16 protein-coding genes and 5 tRNA genes are annotated in these 15,254 nt (G+C 38.3%); 16 read left to right on the plus strand and 5 right to left on the minus strand.

All coding sequences use genetic code 11. The features are described 5' to 3' along the window. The first annotated feature begins 154 nt into the window (after positions 1-154). Together AC0KUU_RS01840 and AC0KUU_RS01845 are read left to right on the plus strand one after the other, a co-directional pair. Entirely contained in the window at positions 155-1,474 is a 1,320-nt protein-coding gene (locus AC0KUU_RS01840) for a DEAD/DEAH box helicase (RefSeq protein ID WP_013059212.1), read from the plus strand. Positions 1,475-1,502: 28 nt separating this feature from the next. Then, complete coding sequence (locus AC0KUU_RS01845; RefSeq protein ID WP_016765580.1) at positions 1,503-2,390, plus strand: deoxyribonuclease IV; 888 nt, start codon at positions 1,503-1,505, stop codon at positions 2,388-2,390. 49 nt (positions 2,391-2,439) lie between these two features. Here AC0KUU_RS01845 and AC0KUU_RS01850 read toward each other — a convergent pair whose 3' ends face one another. Further along, a complete protein-coding gene (locus AC0KUU_RS01850; RefSeq protein ID WP_013059210.1) occupies positions 2,440-2,691 on the minus strand; it encodes a DUF2624 domain-containing protein in 252 nt (83 codons plus the stop codon). Positions 2,692-2,964: 273 nt separating this feature from the next. On the opposite strand from AC0KUU_RS01850, the gene AC0KUU_RS01855 reads away from it, so the two are divergent. Genes AC0KUU_RS01855 through AC0KUU_RS01865 form a run of 3 tightly spaced genes read left to right on the plus strand, consistent with a single transcriptional unit; the run spans position 2,965 to position 4,993 of the window. Then, a complete protein-coding gene (locus tag AC0KUU_RS01855; RefSeq protein ID WP_013059209.1) occupies positions 2,965-3,744 on the plus strand; it encodes a metal ABC transporter ATP-binding protein in 780 nt (259 codons plus the stop codon). After that, a complete protein-coding gene (locus AC0KUU_RS01860) occupies positions 3,741-4,583 on the plus strand; it encodes a metal ABC transporter permease (protein ID WP_013059208.1) in 843 nt (280 codons plus the stop codon). Before AC0KUU_RS01855 ends, AC0KUU_RS01860 begins: the two co-directional genes overlap by 4 nt. Then, positions 4,580-4,993 carry a Fur family transcriptional regulator gene (locus tag AC0KUU_RS01865; protein ID WP_013059207.1) on the plus strand — a complete coding sequence of 138 codons (414 nt, stop codon included), beginning with the start codon at positions 4,580-4,582 and terminating at the stop codon, positions 4,991-4,993. Before AC0KUU_RS01860 ends, AC0KUU_RS01865 begins: the two co-directional genes overlap by 4 nt. 30 nt (positions 4,994-5,023) lie before the next feature. Here AC0KUU_RS01865 and AC0KUU_RS01870 read toward each other — a convergent pair whose 3' ends face one another. Next, on the minus strand, positions 5,024-5,599 hold the full coding sequence (locus AC0KUU_RS01870) for a 5' nucleotidase, NT5C type (protein WP_013085038.1): 576 nt from the start codon (positions 5,597-5,599) through the stop codon (positions 5,024-5,026). 259 nt (positions 5,600-5,858) lie between these two features. Here AC0KUU_RS01870 and AC0KUU_RS01875 point away from each other — a divergent pair, with 259 nt between their 5' ends. Further along, positions 5,859-6,224, plus strand: a complete 366-nt coding sequence (locus AC0KUU_RS01875) for a G protein-coupled receptor family protein (RefSeq protein WP_013059205.1) — start codon at positions 5,859-5,861, stop codon at positions 6,222-6,224. A gap of 37 nt (positions 6,225-6,261) precedes the next feature. On the opposite strand, the gene ispG is transcribed toward AC0KUU_RS01875, so the two are convergent. Together ispG and AC0KUU_RS01885 are read right to left on the minus strand one after the other, a co-directional pair. Beyond that, positions 6,262-7,365: a flavodoxin-dependent (E)-4-hydroxy-3-methylbut-2-enyl-diphosphate synthase gene (gene ispG, locus AC0KUU_RS01880; RefSeq protein ID WP_201763664.1), complete on the minus strand. Its 1,104-nt coding sequence runs from the start codon at positions 7,363-7,365 to the stop codon at positions 6,262-6,264. A gap of 151 nt (positions 7,366-7,516) precedes the next feature. Further along, positions 7,517-7,849 (minus strand): hypothetical protein, encoded by a 333-nt coding sequence (locus tag AC0KUU_RS01885; protein ID WP_013059203.1) that lies wholly within the window; start codon positions 7,847-7,849, stop codon positions 7,517-7,519. A gap of 76 nt (positions 7,850-7,925) precedes the next feature. Between AC0KUU_RS01885 and AC0KUU_RS01890 the strand changes: the two genes are divergently transcribed. After that, a complete protein-coding gene (locus tag AC0KUU_RS01890; protein ID WP_322552433.1) occupies positions 7,926-9,137 on the plus strand; it encodes an MFS transporter in 1,212 nt (403 codons plus the stop codon). A 147-nt stretch (positions 9,138-9,284) separates the two neighbouring features. Here AC0KUU_RS01890 and AC0KUU_RS01895 read toward each other — a convergent pair whose 3' ends face one another. After that, positions 9,285-10,076: a DUF1189 family protein gene (locus AC0KUU_RS01895; RefSeq protein WP_162214971.1), complete on the minus strand. Its 792-nt coding sequence runs from the start codon at positions 10,074-10,076 to the stop codon at positions 9,285-9,287. A gap of 220 nt (positions 10,077-10,296) precedes the next feature. Between AC0KUU_RS01895 and AC0KUU_RS01900 the strand changes: the two genes are divergently transcribed. The 9 genes from AC0KUU_RS01900 (at position 10,297) to AC0KUU_RS01940 (ending at position 15,248) form a co-directional block, all read left to right on the plus strand. Beyond that, on the plus strand, positions 10,297-11,952 hold the full coding sequence (locus AC0KUU_RS01900; RefSeq protein WP_080781555.1) for a Na/Pi cotransporter family protein: 1,656 nt from the start codon (positions 10,297-10,299) through the stop codon (positions 11,950-11,952). Between the two features lie 86 nt (positions 11,953-12,038). Continuing rightward, on the plus strand, positions 12,039-12,524 hold the full coding sequence (locus AC0KUU_RS01905) for a DUF456 domain-containing protein (RefSeq protein WP_043976211.1): 486 nt from the start codon (positions 12,039-12,041) through the stop codon (positions 12,522-12,524). Positions 12,525-12,586: 62 nt separating this feature from the next. Further along, a tRNA-Asn gene (locus tag AC0KUU_RS01910) sits at positions 12,587-12,661 on the plus strand. Between the two features lies 1 nt (position 12,662). Then, positions 12,663-12,736, plus strand: a tRNA-Met gene (locus tag AC0KUU_RS01915). Positions 12,737-12,776: 40 nt separating this feature from the next. Further along, positions 12,777-12,851 (plus strand) — tRNA-Asn (locus tag AC0KUU_RS01920). 3 nt (positions 12,852-12,854) lie between these two features. Then, positions 12,855-12,931 (plus strand) — tRNA-Ile (locus AC0KUU_RS01925). Positions 12,932-12,942: 11 nt separating this feature from the next. After that, positions 12,943-13,035 (plus strand) — tRNA-Ser (locus AC0KUU_RS01930). Between the two features lie 197 nt (positions 13,036-13,232). Continuing rightward, on the plus strand, positions 13,233-13,841 hold the full coding sequence (sodA, locus tag AC0KUU_RS01935; RefSeq protein ID WP_013059198.1) for a superoxide dismutase SodA: 609 nt from the start codon (positions 13,233-13,235) through the stop codon (positions 13,839-13,841). Between the two features lie 129 nt (positions 13,842-13,970). Continuing rightward, a complete protein-coding gene (locus tag AC0KUU_RS01940) occupies positions 13,971-15,248 on the plus strand; it encodes an MFS transporter (protein ID WP_043976213.1) in 1,278 nt (425 codons plus the stop codon). Positions 15,249-15,254 lie beyond the last annotated feature (6 nt).

Genomic DNA, 15,254 nt, shown 5'->3' on the forward strand with positions numbered 1-15,254 from the left:
CTTTTACTATCGTATGCAACTCGCGATAAAATGTTTTTGAAACAGGTAATAAGTTTTAGTAATATGAATGAGAAGTAGTCACAGAAGGAAAAATCGATTATAATCATATATTGTGCCTTAAAAGATGAACGTGAATGTAAAAAAGGAGACTATTATGGAAAAAACAAACTTTGAACGTTTTGAGTTTCAACCATTTTTAATAGAAGCAATTAAACAATTAGGTTTTTATCAGCCTACAGAGATTCAGGAGCGCTTAATTCCTTCTGTTTTAAAAGGGGAAAGCGTAATTGGTCAGTCGCAAACAGGGACCGGCAAAACACACGCTTATTTATTGCCTTTACTTGAAAAGGTAGACCCTAAAAAAGAAGAAGTACAAGTTGTAATCACCGCTCCAACTCGTGAGCTTGCTTCTCAAATTTATCAAGAAGTATTAAAGCTAACAAAACACAGTGCTGAAGGAGAAGAAATTTCAGCAAAATGTTTTATCGGCGGTACAGATAAGCAGCGTACAATCGACAAATTAAAGAAGCAGCCTCAAGTTGTTGTAGGAACACCGGCTCGTTTGTTTGATTTAGTAAATGAAAAAGCGTTAGTTGTGTATACAACAAAGGCGTTAGTAGTAGACGAAGCTGATTTAATGCTTGATATGGGATTTTTAGAAGATGTGGACCGTTTAGCAAGCAATATGCCTGAAAAATTACAGATGCTTGTTTTTTCAGCAACTATTCCTGAAAAATTAAAGCCATTCTTAAAAAAATACATGGAAAATCCAAAATTTACGCATGTTTCGCCGAAGCAAGCAGCAGCAGCTAAATTAGAGCATGTATTAGTTCCACTGCGTCATCGTAACAAGTTTAAGCTGCTGCATGATATGCTTATTTCGTATAATCCTTATTTAGCTATCGTCTTTACAAATACAAAGAAAATGGCGGACGAAGTAGCAGATGACCTACTGTCTAAAGGATTAAAAGTAGGAAGAATTCACGGAGACTTATCTCCTCGTGACCGTAAGAAAATGATGAAGCAAATTAATAATTTAGAATTTCAATACGTAGTAGCGACAGATTTAGCAGCTCGCGGTATTGATATTGAAGGAATTTCACACGTCATTAACTTTGAGCTTCCTTCAGACCTAGATTTCTACATTCACCGCGTAGGACGTACAGCTCGTGCCGGTCATTCTGGAATTGCTGCTACAATCTTCGATGTGGAAGATGAAGATGCAGTAAATAAGCTAGAGAAAATGGGAATCGAGTTTGTAAACAAAGATCTTCAAAAGCAAGAATGGGTTTCCATCGATGACCGTAACCGCCGTAAAAAGCGTGTGAAGAAAGCGGATGAAGTGGGAGAAGAGGCACATCGCTTTATTCAAAAGCCGAAGAAAGTAAAGCCTGGCTACAAGAAAAAACGTGCTCGTGAAATTACAAAGTATGTGCAAAAGAAAAAGCGTAGTGAAAGACGCAACAATCGTTAATCGCAATAGGTTAGAGGTGTAAAAAGTAATGTTGAAAATTGGTTCTCACGTATCAATGAGCGGCAAAAAGATGCTTTTAGGAGCAAGTGAAGAGGCAGCTTCTTACGGAGCAAATACGTTTATGATCTATACAGGCGCTCCACAAAATACTCGTCGCAAAAAGATTGAAGAGCTTAATATTGAAGCTGGTCTTTTGCATATGAAAGAGCATGGAATGACAGATATTGTTGTACATGCTCCCTATATCATTAATCTAGGAAATACAACAAAGCCCGAAACATTTGAGCTTGGAGTAGATTTCTTAACGTCTGAAATTCAGCGCACCCATGCTCTTGGCGCAAAGCAAATTGTTCTTCACCCAGGAGCTCACGTGGGCGCTGGAGCAGATGCCGGTATTCAGCAAATTATCAAAGGTCTAAACGAAGTGTTGACAGCTGATCAAGAAGTTCAAATTGCGCTTGAGACAATGGCTGGAAAAGGAACAGAGTGTGGAAGAAGCTTTGAAGAAATTGCCCAAATTATTGATGGCGTGACGCACAATGAAAAGCTCTCTGTTTGTTTTGACACATGTCACGTTCATGACGCTGGTTATGATATCGTTCAAGACTTTGACGGTGTATTAAATGAATTTGACAAAACCGTAGGAATACAGCGAATTAAAGTGCTTCACATCAATGATAGTAAAAATGTACGCGGTGCTCGAAAAGACCGCCATGAAAACATTGGGTTTGGTGAAATTGGATTTGGTGCACTGAATTATATTGTTCATCACCCAGCGTTTAAAGAAGTTCCTAAAATTCTAGAAACTCCTTATGTAGGAGAAGATAAGAAGAATAAAAAAGCACCATATCAGTTGGAAATTGATATGATTCGTGCACAAAGCTTTGATTCAGAGCTAAAACAAAAGCTTATGTAATTTCATATGTGATTGAAAGAGGTCATGTCTATAGACATGACCTCTTCTTTTACATCAACTGCTGAAATAATTCGTTCACTCGTCTGGCAGTTTCACGATCTGTAACTTGAGCAATTTGTTTGATTAAATTTCGGCGCTCTTCAAGGTTATAAATATTTACGGGCTGCTGTCTAATGACGGATACAAGTGTGTGTGCCTGCTGATCTGTAATGGGGATGTTGTATTGTTTGCTATACTTTAAAAGCTCTTTCGGGGTAATGTTGTTTACTTTCTTATTGACAATCTGCTGTACAATTTTCATATGATTACCTCCTCGTCATATACAGTTTATGAATAAAAAAGAAAGATGTGACTATATTGTGTAATAAAACAACATTTCGAGCCGGATGAACTTACGGAGGCAAGAAAGCGAAGGAGTGAAACGGCTTAGTTTACAAATAAAAGACAATCCTGTATACTACATTAATGACTAAATCGTAATGATTCTGAGAAAGTAAATGGGTAACGGAGTATACGATAGAAACCGTGCCCTCTTTTGTATGGAGAAATATAAAAAAAGAATGGTGAGGCGCATATGAATACACCTGATATCATTGAAATTGATCATTTATCATTTCAATATGATGGAGTGAATGTATTAGAAGATATAAGTTTTTCAATTCCAAAAGGAGCTTTTTTGGGTCTCGTTGGTCCAAATGGCTCTGGGAAATCAACGCTAATCAAATGTTTGCTTGGTTTGCAAAAACCATCTCAAGGTGCAATTCGTTTATTTGGAAAAGATCAGAGAAGGTTTAAAGAACGAAGTAAAATTGGATATGTATCGCAAAAAGCGAATAGTTTCAACAGCGGCTTTCCTGCTACCGTTTTTGAAGTGGTTTCCACGGGTCTTACTTCAAAATTAGGTTTGTTTCGCTTTATGAATGCTTCTCATAAACAAAAAGTGAAAGAAGCGGTAGAAGCAGTGGGGATGAGCGAATTTTTAAATCGAAACATAGGAGAACTATCCGGTGGCCAGCAGCAGCGAATTTTTATTGCGCGCGCGCTTGTAAGCGAACCCGAGCTGTTAATTTTAGATGAGCCAACAGTCGGAGTGGATGCACAAAATGTGTACACTTTTTATGAGCTTCTTGAAAAGTTAAATAAAGAAAAAGGCATTACGCTTGTGCTTGTTACTCACGATATTGGCACTGTCTCAGAAAAAGTAACCCACGTTGCTTGTTTAAATAAATTTCTACACTTTCATGGGAATGCCAAAGAATTCGAACAGCTTTGTGAACATGATGTATCTATGTTTTATGGTCATAATGTTCATGTGTTAACCCATGATCATCATCATGGAGGGCAGCACGTATGATAAGCAGTTTATTTCAATTTGAGTTTTTACGAAATGCATTTTTAACCGGTATGATTATTGGCGTCTTAGCTCCTTTATTGGGCACGTTCATCGTAGTAAGACGTCTTTCTTTAATTGCAGACGCGTTAAGTCACGTGACGCTAGCGGGGATTTCTGCGAGCTTGCTTCTTAGTCAGAAAATAGGGTTTATGCAAGGAGTGAACCCCGTCTATTTAGGGATGGTATCTTCCGTTACAGGCGCTCTTTTTATTGAAAAACTTCGAAGCGTCTACAAGCATTACCAAGAGCTGGCCATTCCGATTATTTTATCGGGCGGAATTGGTATTAGTGCAATTTGTATCTCGCTAGCGGACGGTTTTAATAATGATTTAATGAATTATTTGTTTGGAAGCGTAAGTGCGGTGAGTCGTTCGGATCTTTGGACAGTTGTTGTCATAGCCGTATTTGTTATAGCTATTGTCTTTTTCTTATATAAAGAATTGTTTATTTTATCTTTTGACGAGGAGCACGCTTCTGCTTCTGGGATTAAATCAAAGTGGATGCACTTTTTATTTATTGTGATGGTTGCTCTTGTCATTGCTGTATCAATGCGTATCGTCGGTATCTTATTAGTTTCATCTCTTATGACTCTTCCTGTAGCAGCAAGCATTCGCTTAGCTAGAGGCTTTAAACAAACGATTCTGCTTTCGGTGATTTTTGGTGAAATATCTGTTTTAGGCGGATTATTTTCAGCGTACTACTTGGATTTAGCACCAGGCGGTACAATTGTTGTCATTGCTGTTGTTATTTTAATCATATCTATTATGATTAATAAAGGACGGAAGGGGAAACAAAAATGAATTTAACTGAAGCCATTCATTTATTAAAAGATCAAGGATATAAACATACAGGAAAGCGTGAAGAAATGCTTGCCTTGTTTTCAAAATCAAATAAGTACTTAACGGCAAAAGATGTATTAGAGTACATGAAGCCCGATTATCCTGGCCTGAGTTTTGATACAATTTACCGTAATTTATCATTGTTTGTGGAGTTAGGTGTACTTGAAATGACGGAGCTTTCGAGCGAAAAGCACTTTCGATTTAAATGTGCGACCGCCCATCATCATCACCACTTCATTTGTTTAGATTGTGGAAAAACAAAAGAAATTGAAGCTTGTCCGATGGAGTATGTAGACGAGGATTTGCGAGGGTACAATATTACAGGCCATAAATTTGAAATTTACGGTCAATGTATAGAATGTAATCAATAAAAAAGAGAGGGCGTTATGCACCTCTCTTTTTTATTTTTGCTGTTCTTTTAACCAGCTGGCTACCCACTGATCTGCTTCTAGCCAATTGTATACGCGAACCACTCCTTTTGGAACAGGTAAGCGATTATAAGGAGTATCAAATAAGATAACGGGGATATTGCATTCTTCACTGATTTCACAAGCATTATCATGTTTGTCTTCAAAAAAGATATCAACATCATATCGTTTTGCTGTCTCAACTTTAAAATGAGAACCGACTAACTCAATGTGATGAAACGATAGTTCATTTTTTTGAAACCATTCTTCCGTGACGTCCAATAGCTTATCGTGCCTTGCACTGATAAAGAATAATTCGTGCTTTTGATGCCATTTTTGCAAAACAGCTTTTGCATCGTCTGCAAGTGGAGAGGTTTCGTAAATAGAGCGTTCATTTGCTTTAAACCATTTCCCGAGTTCAGCAGGTGATACATTTACAAAAGGGCTGAAATCATATTCTGTAATGTCTTCAAGTGTTAAATTTAAGTTAAAGGCTTTATTTAAATGAGGAACAAAAGTTTCAGGAGAAGTAACAGTTCCATCAATGTCAATTCCAAACTTTTTCGTCAACTACGTGCACTCCTTTAATACGTTTATTCTACTTAGGTGCTTGATTATTCTTGTCTAGTGTAACATAAAGCCCAAAGAGAAACAGTAATACTTTTTATACGCCTTTGGCAAAACGTAATGATCACTGCACGGCCTGGTGATTGCGTCTGTACCTATTTCTTGTAAGAGAGTGAGCGGCTGTATAAGATTAACACTTATAATTTTTCCTCGCATTCAGATACTATAAATGCTCCTTATTTACGAAAGCGAGGGATTAAGCATGGAGAATGAAGAACAAAGGCGTAGAAAAGATGTATATGAAGCTGATTTCATGGAAGAAACTGCAGCTGAAGTGGGCGTTCCTTACCGAGTAGGAGAGCCTCATGCAGAGCGTGAAGTTATAGATATTGATCGCAATCGCAATCATGAAGTCGCTGGACGAGGAGAAGGAACGGGATACGGTCGTTTCGCACTCGTGCTTTCGATTCTTTCACTATTCTTTTTACCAATTATTCTTGGTGCCGCTGGGATTATTCTAGGGTTTATCGCACGCAGAAAAGGAGCACTTACGCTAGGAGCATGGGCAATAGGGATCGGAGTTGTATCGATTATTGTCGGTACGTTTATATTACCGTTCTTTTCATAAAAAAAAGCGAGGCGCATATGCGCCTCGCTTTTTTTAGTTATGATTTAGCTGCAGCTTTTTCAGCTTCTTGCTTTGCGTGATATTCAGCAGCAATTTTATCAATTTCTTTTTTTAGTTCCTCAACCATTGTTTCTTCAGGAACTTTGCGTACGATTTCGCCTTTGCGGAATAGTAGACCTTCACCGCGTGCTCCCGCAATCCCGATATCAGCTTCACGAGCTTCACCAGGACCGTTTACAGCGCAGCCAAGTACCGCTACTTTAATCGGTGCTTTTACAGTTGAAATATACTCTTCAACTTCATTAGCAATGCTAATTAAATCAATTTCAATACGTCCACAAGTTGGGCAAGAAATAAGCGTTGCGGCATTGGAAGCTAAACCGAATGATTTTAGCAATTCGCGCGCAACTTTTACTTCTTCTACAGGATCCGCACTTAAAGAAATACGTAATGTATTTCCGATTCCTTTAGATAAAATAGCGCCAAGACCTGCTGCACTTTTTACAGTTCCTGCAAATAATGTACCCGATTCTGTAATTCCTAAGTGAAGAGGGTAGTCAAATGCTTGAGCAGCTTTTTCATAAGCTTCAATTGCCAAGTTAACATCCGATGCTTTCATTGAAACGATGATGTCATGGAAATCAAGGTCTTCTAAAATTTTAATGTGATGAAGTGCACTTTCTACCATGCCATCTGCTGTCGGATAGCCGTATTTGTCTAAAATACGTTTTTCAAGTGAACCAGCGTTAACTCCAATACGAATTGGAATATTTTTAGCTTTTGCAGCATTTACAACAGCTTCCACTTTTTCACGGCGACCGATATTACCAGGGTTGATACGGATTTTATCCGCTCCACCTTCAATTGCTTTTAATGCTAAGCGGTAGTCAAAATGAATATCCACAACTAATGGAATGTTAATGCGTTTTTTAATTTCAGGGATTGCATCTGCTGCGCGCTCGTCTGGACAAGCAACACGAACAACTTGGCATCCTGCTTCTTCTAAACGTTTAATTTCTGCAACCGTTGCTTCAACATCATGTGTCTTAGTGGTTGTCATACTTTGAATAACTAACTCGTTGCTGCCTCCGATTGTTAAATCTCCAACTTTAACCGGGCGTGTTTTTGTACGATGTATAATTTCACTCACGTGATAATCTCTCCTTCAAGATGAAATCAAGAATTTGAATTCATTAATAGAATAACTCTTTATGAACAAAATAACTAGTAGAAAGTACTACCTTAGCTATTTTAACAATGACTATCCCATCTTGACAAGAAGAATGCTGTCATTACTTGTAAATAGGGAACTTATACGTTTTTCCAATTTGAATATCCTCAGGCGCTGTACCGTTATTTAACTTTTTGAAGTCTGTAATCATTTGGTTCATAGAAACCGGTATCGATTTTTTTGTAAGCTCCTCAATGACGGACAAAACTGTATCGCCTGGCTTAATTTTTATTTTTGTATAGGTGGAAGAAGAGCTGGCGGCTTTTGTTTCTGCAGGCTGCGCTTTGCTGACTTGAACTGCTTCAGTAGCAGTGGGAATGGTCCCGTATTTAATGTCGTAGTGACAAATATATCCGATAAAAGCGAAAGCGGCTAATGCACATAGCTTTTTCATTATGCTCCTCCTTCATTCTTTTGCTTATGTGTAAAGCCTATGCTTGTCTTACTTAAATATGATTGGAGAACGAAAATTGAAAGAAAAATTAATGATTGTTTCATTAGGCTTATTGCCTTTAATCATGGTGCTGGGAAATTCCATGCTCATTCCTCTGCTGCCAAGCATTCAAAAGTCACTTCACTTAAGCGGAGTTCAAACCAGTTTGATACTGAGTGCATTTTCAATTCCAGCCGCATTGTGTATTCCTGCTGTAGGGATTTTATCAGACCGGTATGGGCGTAAAAAGTTAATCATATATTCACTCATCATGATGATAATAGGTAGTGTCATCGCTGCTAGTAGTGCTTCATTCTCTTCTGGAAGCTTTGCTGTGTTGATAGCAGGCAGAGTCATTCAAGGGATTGGAGCTGCAGGTACTACAACGTTGGCAATGGCATTAACTGGAGATGTATTTGCAGGGGAAAAAAGAGCAAAAGTCCTCGGGATTTTAGAAGTGTATAACGGAGTTGGAAAAGTGGTTGCACCGATAATTGGAGCATCGGCAGCACTCGTCGTATGGTATGCCGCGTTTTTTGTCTATCCTTTAGCTGCAGGTGCTGCTTTAGTAGGTATAGTGATGTATGTGAGAGAAGGGAAAACAGGTTCGGATTCAGTATCTGTTCAAGAATATTTAAAGAGAGCCATTGGAATTGTCTATGATAAAAGAAAATCGCTTTTTCCTTTATTCTTTGTCGGGGGATTGGGGTTGTTTTTATTATTTGGCATTTTATATTATTTATCTTTTCTAATAGAGGAAACGTATCATATAGACGGTTTTTTTAAAGGAACCGCTTTTTTATTTCCTCTTGGTGCGATGACGCTCGTTTCTTATTGGACCGGTCAACGCATCAAAACAGATGTAGAGCTCATGAAAAAATTAATGATAGTAGGGATAATTTTTTTATTCCTGATGTTTGGAGTATTAACGATTATTTATAAGCTTCCTGTGCTGATGTTTTGTTTGACAGTCGCCTTTGGCGGCTTAGGATTTGTTCTTCCGTGTATTAATATGATGATTACTTCAGCGGCTTCAGACGAAGAAAGAGGGTTTATTGTATCCATTTATGGAACGGTGAGATTTTTAGGAGTAGCGTTGGGACCTGTTGTTTTTGAAGTGTGGATGCATACTGAAAGGCTGATGTTTGTTTACAGCTTTATTCTGCTCACAGCAGGAGGTTTGTGGGTTTTGTATCAGTTGAAAATTCTTTCTTCTGCAATGGGAAGAAGAAAAGTTGTACCGAAATAAAGAGGCTGAGACTTAACTAAATCACTCCAATCACCAGCTAGAAGCAGCCGCATACATGAAACCTGCGTTCACCATATCAATAAAAAAATCCAAAAGAGGTGGATTCTCTATCAAGAATCTAGATTCCTCGTTTGGATTCTCCTTCAACTAAAATACGTTTGTCCCAGCACCTTTATTAGGTTTTACCTTTTTTCTTATAGGAACCCTTGTGACGAGCAACAAGTAAATGAAGAATGTTCCTATCCAGTAAAGAGAGCTATGTAGTGCTAGAGACAAAGAAAAAGCTTCAAAAAGCGTATAAAGCAGCGTGAAGGCTACCGTACTATAAGCGCTCAGTGCCCATAGCTGCTTGAAAGGAAGCTGCTTTTTAGCAATGAGTCCAATCAGCTTTCCAAGATAAGCAAGGCAGGTAATAGAAAGGAAGTTTAGTCCAGATGTTAATACGTACAGTAAAAGCATAGCGATAGGGACAAGTATGTATAAAGAAAATTTTTGTTCGTGCAGCAAGTTTAACAGTTCATTTTTATCTTTATGGTGCCAGTTTAGCAACTCATATGAATACGTTTGTGTTTGTGAATTAGTCGTGATGTAAATTCCATCCTTTAAAAAACCAATGGCATGAGCAGGGGAATGAAATCGTTCAATAGACTGTGAGGGGTTTAAGATAAAAGCGGTACCGTTTACTTTTTTTGTGAAAGGTTGATTTGACGTAAGCTGTGAGTTTGAAATAGAAAAAGAAGAAACAGATTTCGGAAGATCTGTAGTAGCAATATGATAGCCGTTTACAATCGTCAAAGTCATAAAGAAAAATGTAGGCAGCAAAGAAATAAATGTTAAAAACAGCACAAAGCCAATTGTTTTATTCGTATGCTCAAAGCGAAGCGACCTTATTTTTTTGAAGGAAGTAAAACTCCATGCCATCTTTTTCAGCATGCTCATTGTAAAGCCTCCTTATATTAAAAATTCTAACTATCTCTTATTTTATAGCGAGAATTCAAGGTTTACAATAGGTTCTAGAAATCGTTTCCAATTACAATGTAAATATACTGTTAAGTTATTGTAAACATTAAGGGAAAGCCGTTTACAGTACTTTCAAACTTCATTAATAATGGTAGGGACTTATTTATGTCGTTAGAAAAAAATCAAGGAGCTGAGATATTTGGAACTAGATGTTCAAAAAATGATTTTTGAGTTTATCGGCGGACTGGGAATCTTTTTATTTGGAATTAAGTTCATGGGAGATGGATTGCAAAAGTCAGCAGGAGATAAATTACGTGATATTTTAGACAGATTTACTACTAATCCGTTTATGGGAGTTCTAGCAGGTATCCTAGTTACTGTTCTTATTCAGAGCAGCTCAGGAACTACTGTTATTACGGTAGGCTTAGTAAGTGCTGGTTTTATGACTTTGCGCCAAGCTATAGGCGTTATTATGGGAGCAAATATCGGTACGACAGTTACAGCTTTTATAATCGGAATTGACATTTCGAGCTACGCTCTTCCTATTCTCGCAGTGGGAGCTATTTTACTCTTTTTCTTTAAAAGTAAGGCAGTTCAAAACTTTGGCCAGATCGCTTTTGGTTTTGGCATGCTCTTCTTTGGTTTAGAGCTTATGGGAAGTGGAATGAAGCCGCTTAGGTCCCTTCAACAATTTCAAGATTTAACTGTAAGCATGAGCGATAATCCTATTTTAGGAGTCGTAATTGGCACTTTATTTACGGTAATTGTTCAAAGTTCTAGCGCTACTATTGGCATTCTACAAGAACTTTTTGGACAGGGCGCTATTGATATACAGGCAGCGCTGCCTGTACTGTTTGGAGATAATATTGGCACAACTATTACTGCCATTTTAGCTTCAATCGGGGCAAGTGTAGCTGCAAGAAGGGCTGCTTTAACGCATGTCATGTTTAACTTAATTGGTACAACAATCTTTTTGATTATCTTGCCTCTATTTACTCGTTTTGTGGAATATTTGAAAGTAGCAATGGATTTGAATCCTGAAATGACGATTGCGTTTGCTCATGGTATTTTTAACACAACCAATACAATTATCCAGTTCCCGTTGATCGGTCTGCTTGCTTTAATTGTGACAAAACTAATTCCTGGAGAAGATGCTGTTATAGACTTTAAGCCTAAGCATCTTGATCCGATTTTTATTGAGCAGTCCTCTTCAATTGCTCTTGGTCAGGCAAAGGCAGAGCTGATTCGTATGGGAGAGTTTGCGACGCTTGGGTTGGAAGAGGCAAACGGCTATTTAAAAACACGTCAGCCTCAACATGCTGATGCTACTATGCAAATTGAAAATGCGATTAATAATCTGGATAAAAAAATTACTGATTATTTAGTGCTGTTATCCCGCTCTTCAATGTCAGAAGCAGAAAGTGAGGAACATTCGGTTCTTCTAGATACAGCACGAGATATTGAGCGTATTGGCGATCATTTTGAGAACATTATTGAGCTTGTTGATTATCAAATTACGAACAAAGTAAAGATGACCAAAGAAGCTAATAACGATTTAGCTGATATGTTCGAATTGACTATTCTAACAGTTAAAGAAGCTGTCTCTTCTTTAGAAAAAGTGGATAGAGAAAAAGCAGTACAAGTCATTCAAAAAGAAGAACAGATTGATGCGATGGAGCGTCTACTTCGTAAGAAGCACATTTTACGTCTGAATGAAAACATTTGTACAGGATCTGCTGCTATTGTTTTTGTCGATATTATTAGCAACTTAGAACGGGTCGGGGATCATGCGGTTAATATTGCGGAAGCGGTACTGGGCGATCGTTATGCAAAGACCTATTCACAGGTAACATAAAGAAAGACCTTGCTTAAGCAAGGTCTTTCTTTATAGGTGTAGTTATTGTATGATAAATAGTAATACTAAAAAGGATAGGTGCGAACGTGGCTATTTTATGTTGGGCATTAATTATCGTTAGCTTTGTTGTATCGTTTGTTGGGTTGGTTTATCCCATCATCCCAAGCGTGCTATTTGTAGCTCTAGGATTTGTTATATACGGTTTATTTTATGATTTCAGCTCCTATAGCTGGTTATTTTGGGTGATACAAGGATTGTTAGTTGTCGCACTTTTTTTAGCAGACTATATAGCTAATATTATTGGTGTGAAAAAATTCGGAGGCACTAGAGCAGGTGTTTGGGGAAGTACAGTTGGGCTGCTTGTAGGTCCGTTTGTCATTCCGGGATTTGGAATTATTTTAGGGCCGTTTATCGGAGCGATTGTAGGAGAACTGATTGTTCATCGGACCACAATTAGCAACGCAGTAAAAATTGGAGTAGGTTCGGTTATTGGCTTTTTTAGTGGCGCTATTTCAAAAGGATTTATTCAACTGCTGATGATTGCCTATTTTTTATACGCTGTTTTAAAATAATATATTGACTTTAGGCTAGAAACATGTTAAATTTTTAATGTCGCTAGTAAATGTTATATTGTTCCACAGTAGCTCAGTGGTAGAGCTATCGGCTGTTAACCGATCGGTCGTAGGTTCGAGTCCTACCTGTGGAGCCATGGCGGTGTAGCTCAGCTGGCTAGAGCGTACGGTTCATACCCGTGAGGTCGGGGGTTCGATCCCCTCCGCCGCTATTTTCCAATTTACGTTTGTGGCATACATAATTCATATTGTTCCACAGTAGCTCAGTGGTAGAGCTATCGGCTGTTAACCGATCGGTCGTAGGTTCGAGTCCTACCTGTGGAGCCATGTGGACCCTTAGCTCAGCTGGTTAGAGCAGACGGCTCATAACCGTCCGGTCGCAGGTTCGAGTCCTGCAGGGTCCACCATTTATAGGGTTGGAGGAATACCCAAGTCCGGCTGAAGGGATCGGTCTTGAAAACCGACAGGGGTGTTAAAGCCCGCGGGGGTTCGAATCCCTCTTCCTCCGCCATACTATTGTCTATTCAAAGCTTCTTTTGAGAAAAAGAAGCTTTTTTTATGTTTAAAAGAATAGCGAATGGGAATTAGGTAAATATAAATCATGGATTAGGAACTTTTTATTTGAAACAGTAGGGTAAATTTGCTAATCTAAACGTATATGGTGCTTTTGCGCCAAAATGCTTACATATTTTGAAGGAGGAATTATTCATGGCTTACAAATTACCAGAACTACCTTATGCATACGATGCACTGGAACCACATATCGACAAAGAAACAATGAATATTCACCACACAAAACATCACAACACATATGTTACAAATCTAAACGCTGCTGTTGAAGGCAAAGCGGATTTAGAAAGCAAAAGTATTGAAGAGTTAATTTCAAACTTAGATGCTGTTCCTGAAGATATCCGTACAGCAGTACGCAATAACGGTGGCGGTCATGCGAACCACTCATTATTTTGGACAATCCTTTGCCCTAACGGCGGCGGTGCTCCAACTGGTGAATTAGCAGACGCTATCGCTAGCAAATTCGGCAGCTTTGATCAATTCAAAGAAGAATTTGCAAATGCAGCTAAAACTCGCTTCGGTTCTGGCTGGGCTTGGTTAGTTGTAAACAACGGCGAATTAGAAGTAACAAGCACACCAAACCAAGATAGCCCATTAATGGAAGGCAAAACGCCAATTCTTGGTCTAGACGTTTGGGAGCACGCTTACTACTTAAATTACCAAAACCGCCGTCCAGATTACATTTCAGCATTCTTTAATGTTGTAAAATGGGACGAAGTTGCTAAGCGTTACGACGCTGCAAAATAAGCTAAAGACGTATTTAAGAGCCAGTAAAGTAATTATTACCTTTACTGGCTTTTTTGTTTTCCAATTCTTTTACATATCTCCTTTTCTTTTTCACACACTAGGTGTAGAAGAGAAAAGGAGTTTTTTGATATGCCTTTATTAAAAAAAGTAGTTGGAGATGTAGAAGTTAGTAAAGATTTACTTTTGCTTTTAATTATAGGCGGTCTTTATGCCTTGGCTATTTCAATTTCCAATTCGTTTGTTAACATTTATCTGTGGAAACAATCAGGCGAATTTTCGGATCTTGCTATTTATAATTTAGCGGTAGTGGTGCTTCAGCCGCTTACGTTTATTTTAGCAGGTAAATGGGCCAAACGAATTGACCGGGTTGTGGTTTTAAGGTTAGGTGTATCTTTTTTAGCTGTTTTTTATATCGCTGTATTAGTCAGTGGAGCTAACGCAGCCCAGTATTTAGTATTGCTTGGTGGACTGCTGGGTATAGGATACGGCTTTTATTGGCTAGCTTTTAATGTGCTAACTTTTGAAATTACAGAACCTGATACAAGAGACTTTTTTAACGGATTTTTAGGGATCTTAAACTCTTTTGCAGGGATGATTGGTCCTTTAGGAGCGGGCTTTGTTATTTCCGCTTTGTATGAATCACTTGGGTATAAAATTGTGTTTGGTGTATCGCTGCTATTGTTTATCGGTGCCGTTGTACTTAGTTTTTTTATTACAAGACGCGCAGCGGAAGGAGTATACAAATTTAAAGAAGTATGGGCTGAACGAAAAGTCAATAAAGACTGGAATCGAATATTGCAGGCTCATTTCTTTCAAGGGTTGCGTGAAGGTACGTTCATTTTTGTTGTATCCGTCATGGTATTTATTACGACGGGAAGTGAATTAGCTTTAGGAACATATGGACTGGTGAATTCAGCGGTTGCATTTGTAGGATACTATGTTGCCTCAAGGTTTATTAAGCAAAAAAATCGCCTTCGGTTTATCTTCACAGGGGGCCTCCTTCTCTATGGAGCGGTCTTTTTGCTTATCTTTAACTTATCGTATCCAAAGTTAATTATATATGCTGTTTGTATTGCCGTTGCCTATCCTATTTTATTGGTTCCATTCATTTCTCTAACGTACGATGTGATTGGACGAGCAAAAGACGTTGTTTCAAAAAGAATTGAATACATTGTTGTCAGAGAAGTATTTCTGAATATCGGGCGCGTCGTTTCCATATCTTTATTTTTAATAGCTGTACTGTTTTTTGATGAAGCAAAAAGTATTCCCATTTTATTAGCTATTGTTGGAGCAGGGCATACGATCATTTATTTTTGTGTAAGACATATCTCACAGCCTCTGCACAAAAAAGAAACCACTGTTACTCCTCCGGTATTAAATGAAGGAGACGGAGAGTCTCCAGCTTAGAGTGTT

Source organism: Priestia sp. ST2 (assembly GCF_055810735.1).

Bases quoted from the DNA above. Each gene is read 5' to 3' on its own strand.
- AC0KUU_RS01845 (WP_016765580.1), top strand. From the start codon at position 1,503: ATGTTGAAAATTGGTTCTCACGTATCAATGAGCGGCAAAAAGATGCTT.
- AC0KUU_RS01885 (WP_013059203.1), bottom strand. From the start codon at position 7,849: ATGAAAAAGCTATGTGCATTAGCCGCTTTCGCTTTTATCGGATATATT.
- AC0KUU_RS01860 (WP_013059208.1), top strand. From the start codon at position 3,741: ATGATAAGCAGTTTATTTCAATTTGAGTTTTTACGAAATGCATTTTTA.
- AC0KUU_RS01895 (WP_162214971.1), bottom strand. From the start codon at position 10,076: ATGAGCATGCTGAAAAAGATGGCATGGAGTTTTACTTCCTTCAAAAAA.
- sodA (WP_013059198.1), top strand. From the start codon at position 13,233: ATGGCTTACAAATTACCAGAACTACCTTATGCATACGATGCACTGGAA.
- AC0KUU_RS01865 (WP_013059207.1), top strand. From the start codon at position 4,580: ATGAATTTAACTGAAGCCATTCATTTATTAAAAGATCAAGGATATAAA.
- AC0KUU_RS01875 (WP_013059205.1), top strand. From the start codon at position 5,859: ATGGAGAATGAAGAACAAAGGCGTAGAAAAGATGTATATGAAGCTGAT.
- AC0KUU_RS01850 (WP_013059210.1), bottom strand. From the start codon at position 2,691: ATGAAAATTGTACAGCAGATTGTCAATAAGAAAGTAAACAACATTACC.
- AC0KUU_RS01840 (WP_013059212.1), top strand. From the start codon at position 155: ATGGAAAAAACAAACTTTGAACGTTTTGAGTTTCAACCATTTTTAATA.
- AC0KUU_RS01940 (WP_043976213.1), top strand. From the start codon at position 13,971: ATGCCTTTATTAAAAAAAGTAGTTGGAGATGTAGAAGTTAGTAAAGAT.
- AC0KUU_RS01855 (WP_013059209.1), top strand. From the start codon at position 2,965: ATGAATACACCTGATATCATTGAAATTGATCATTTATCATTTCAATAT.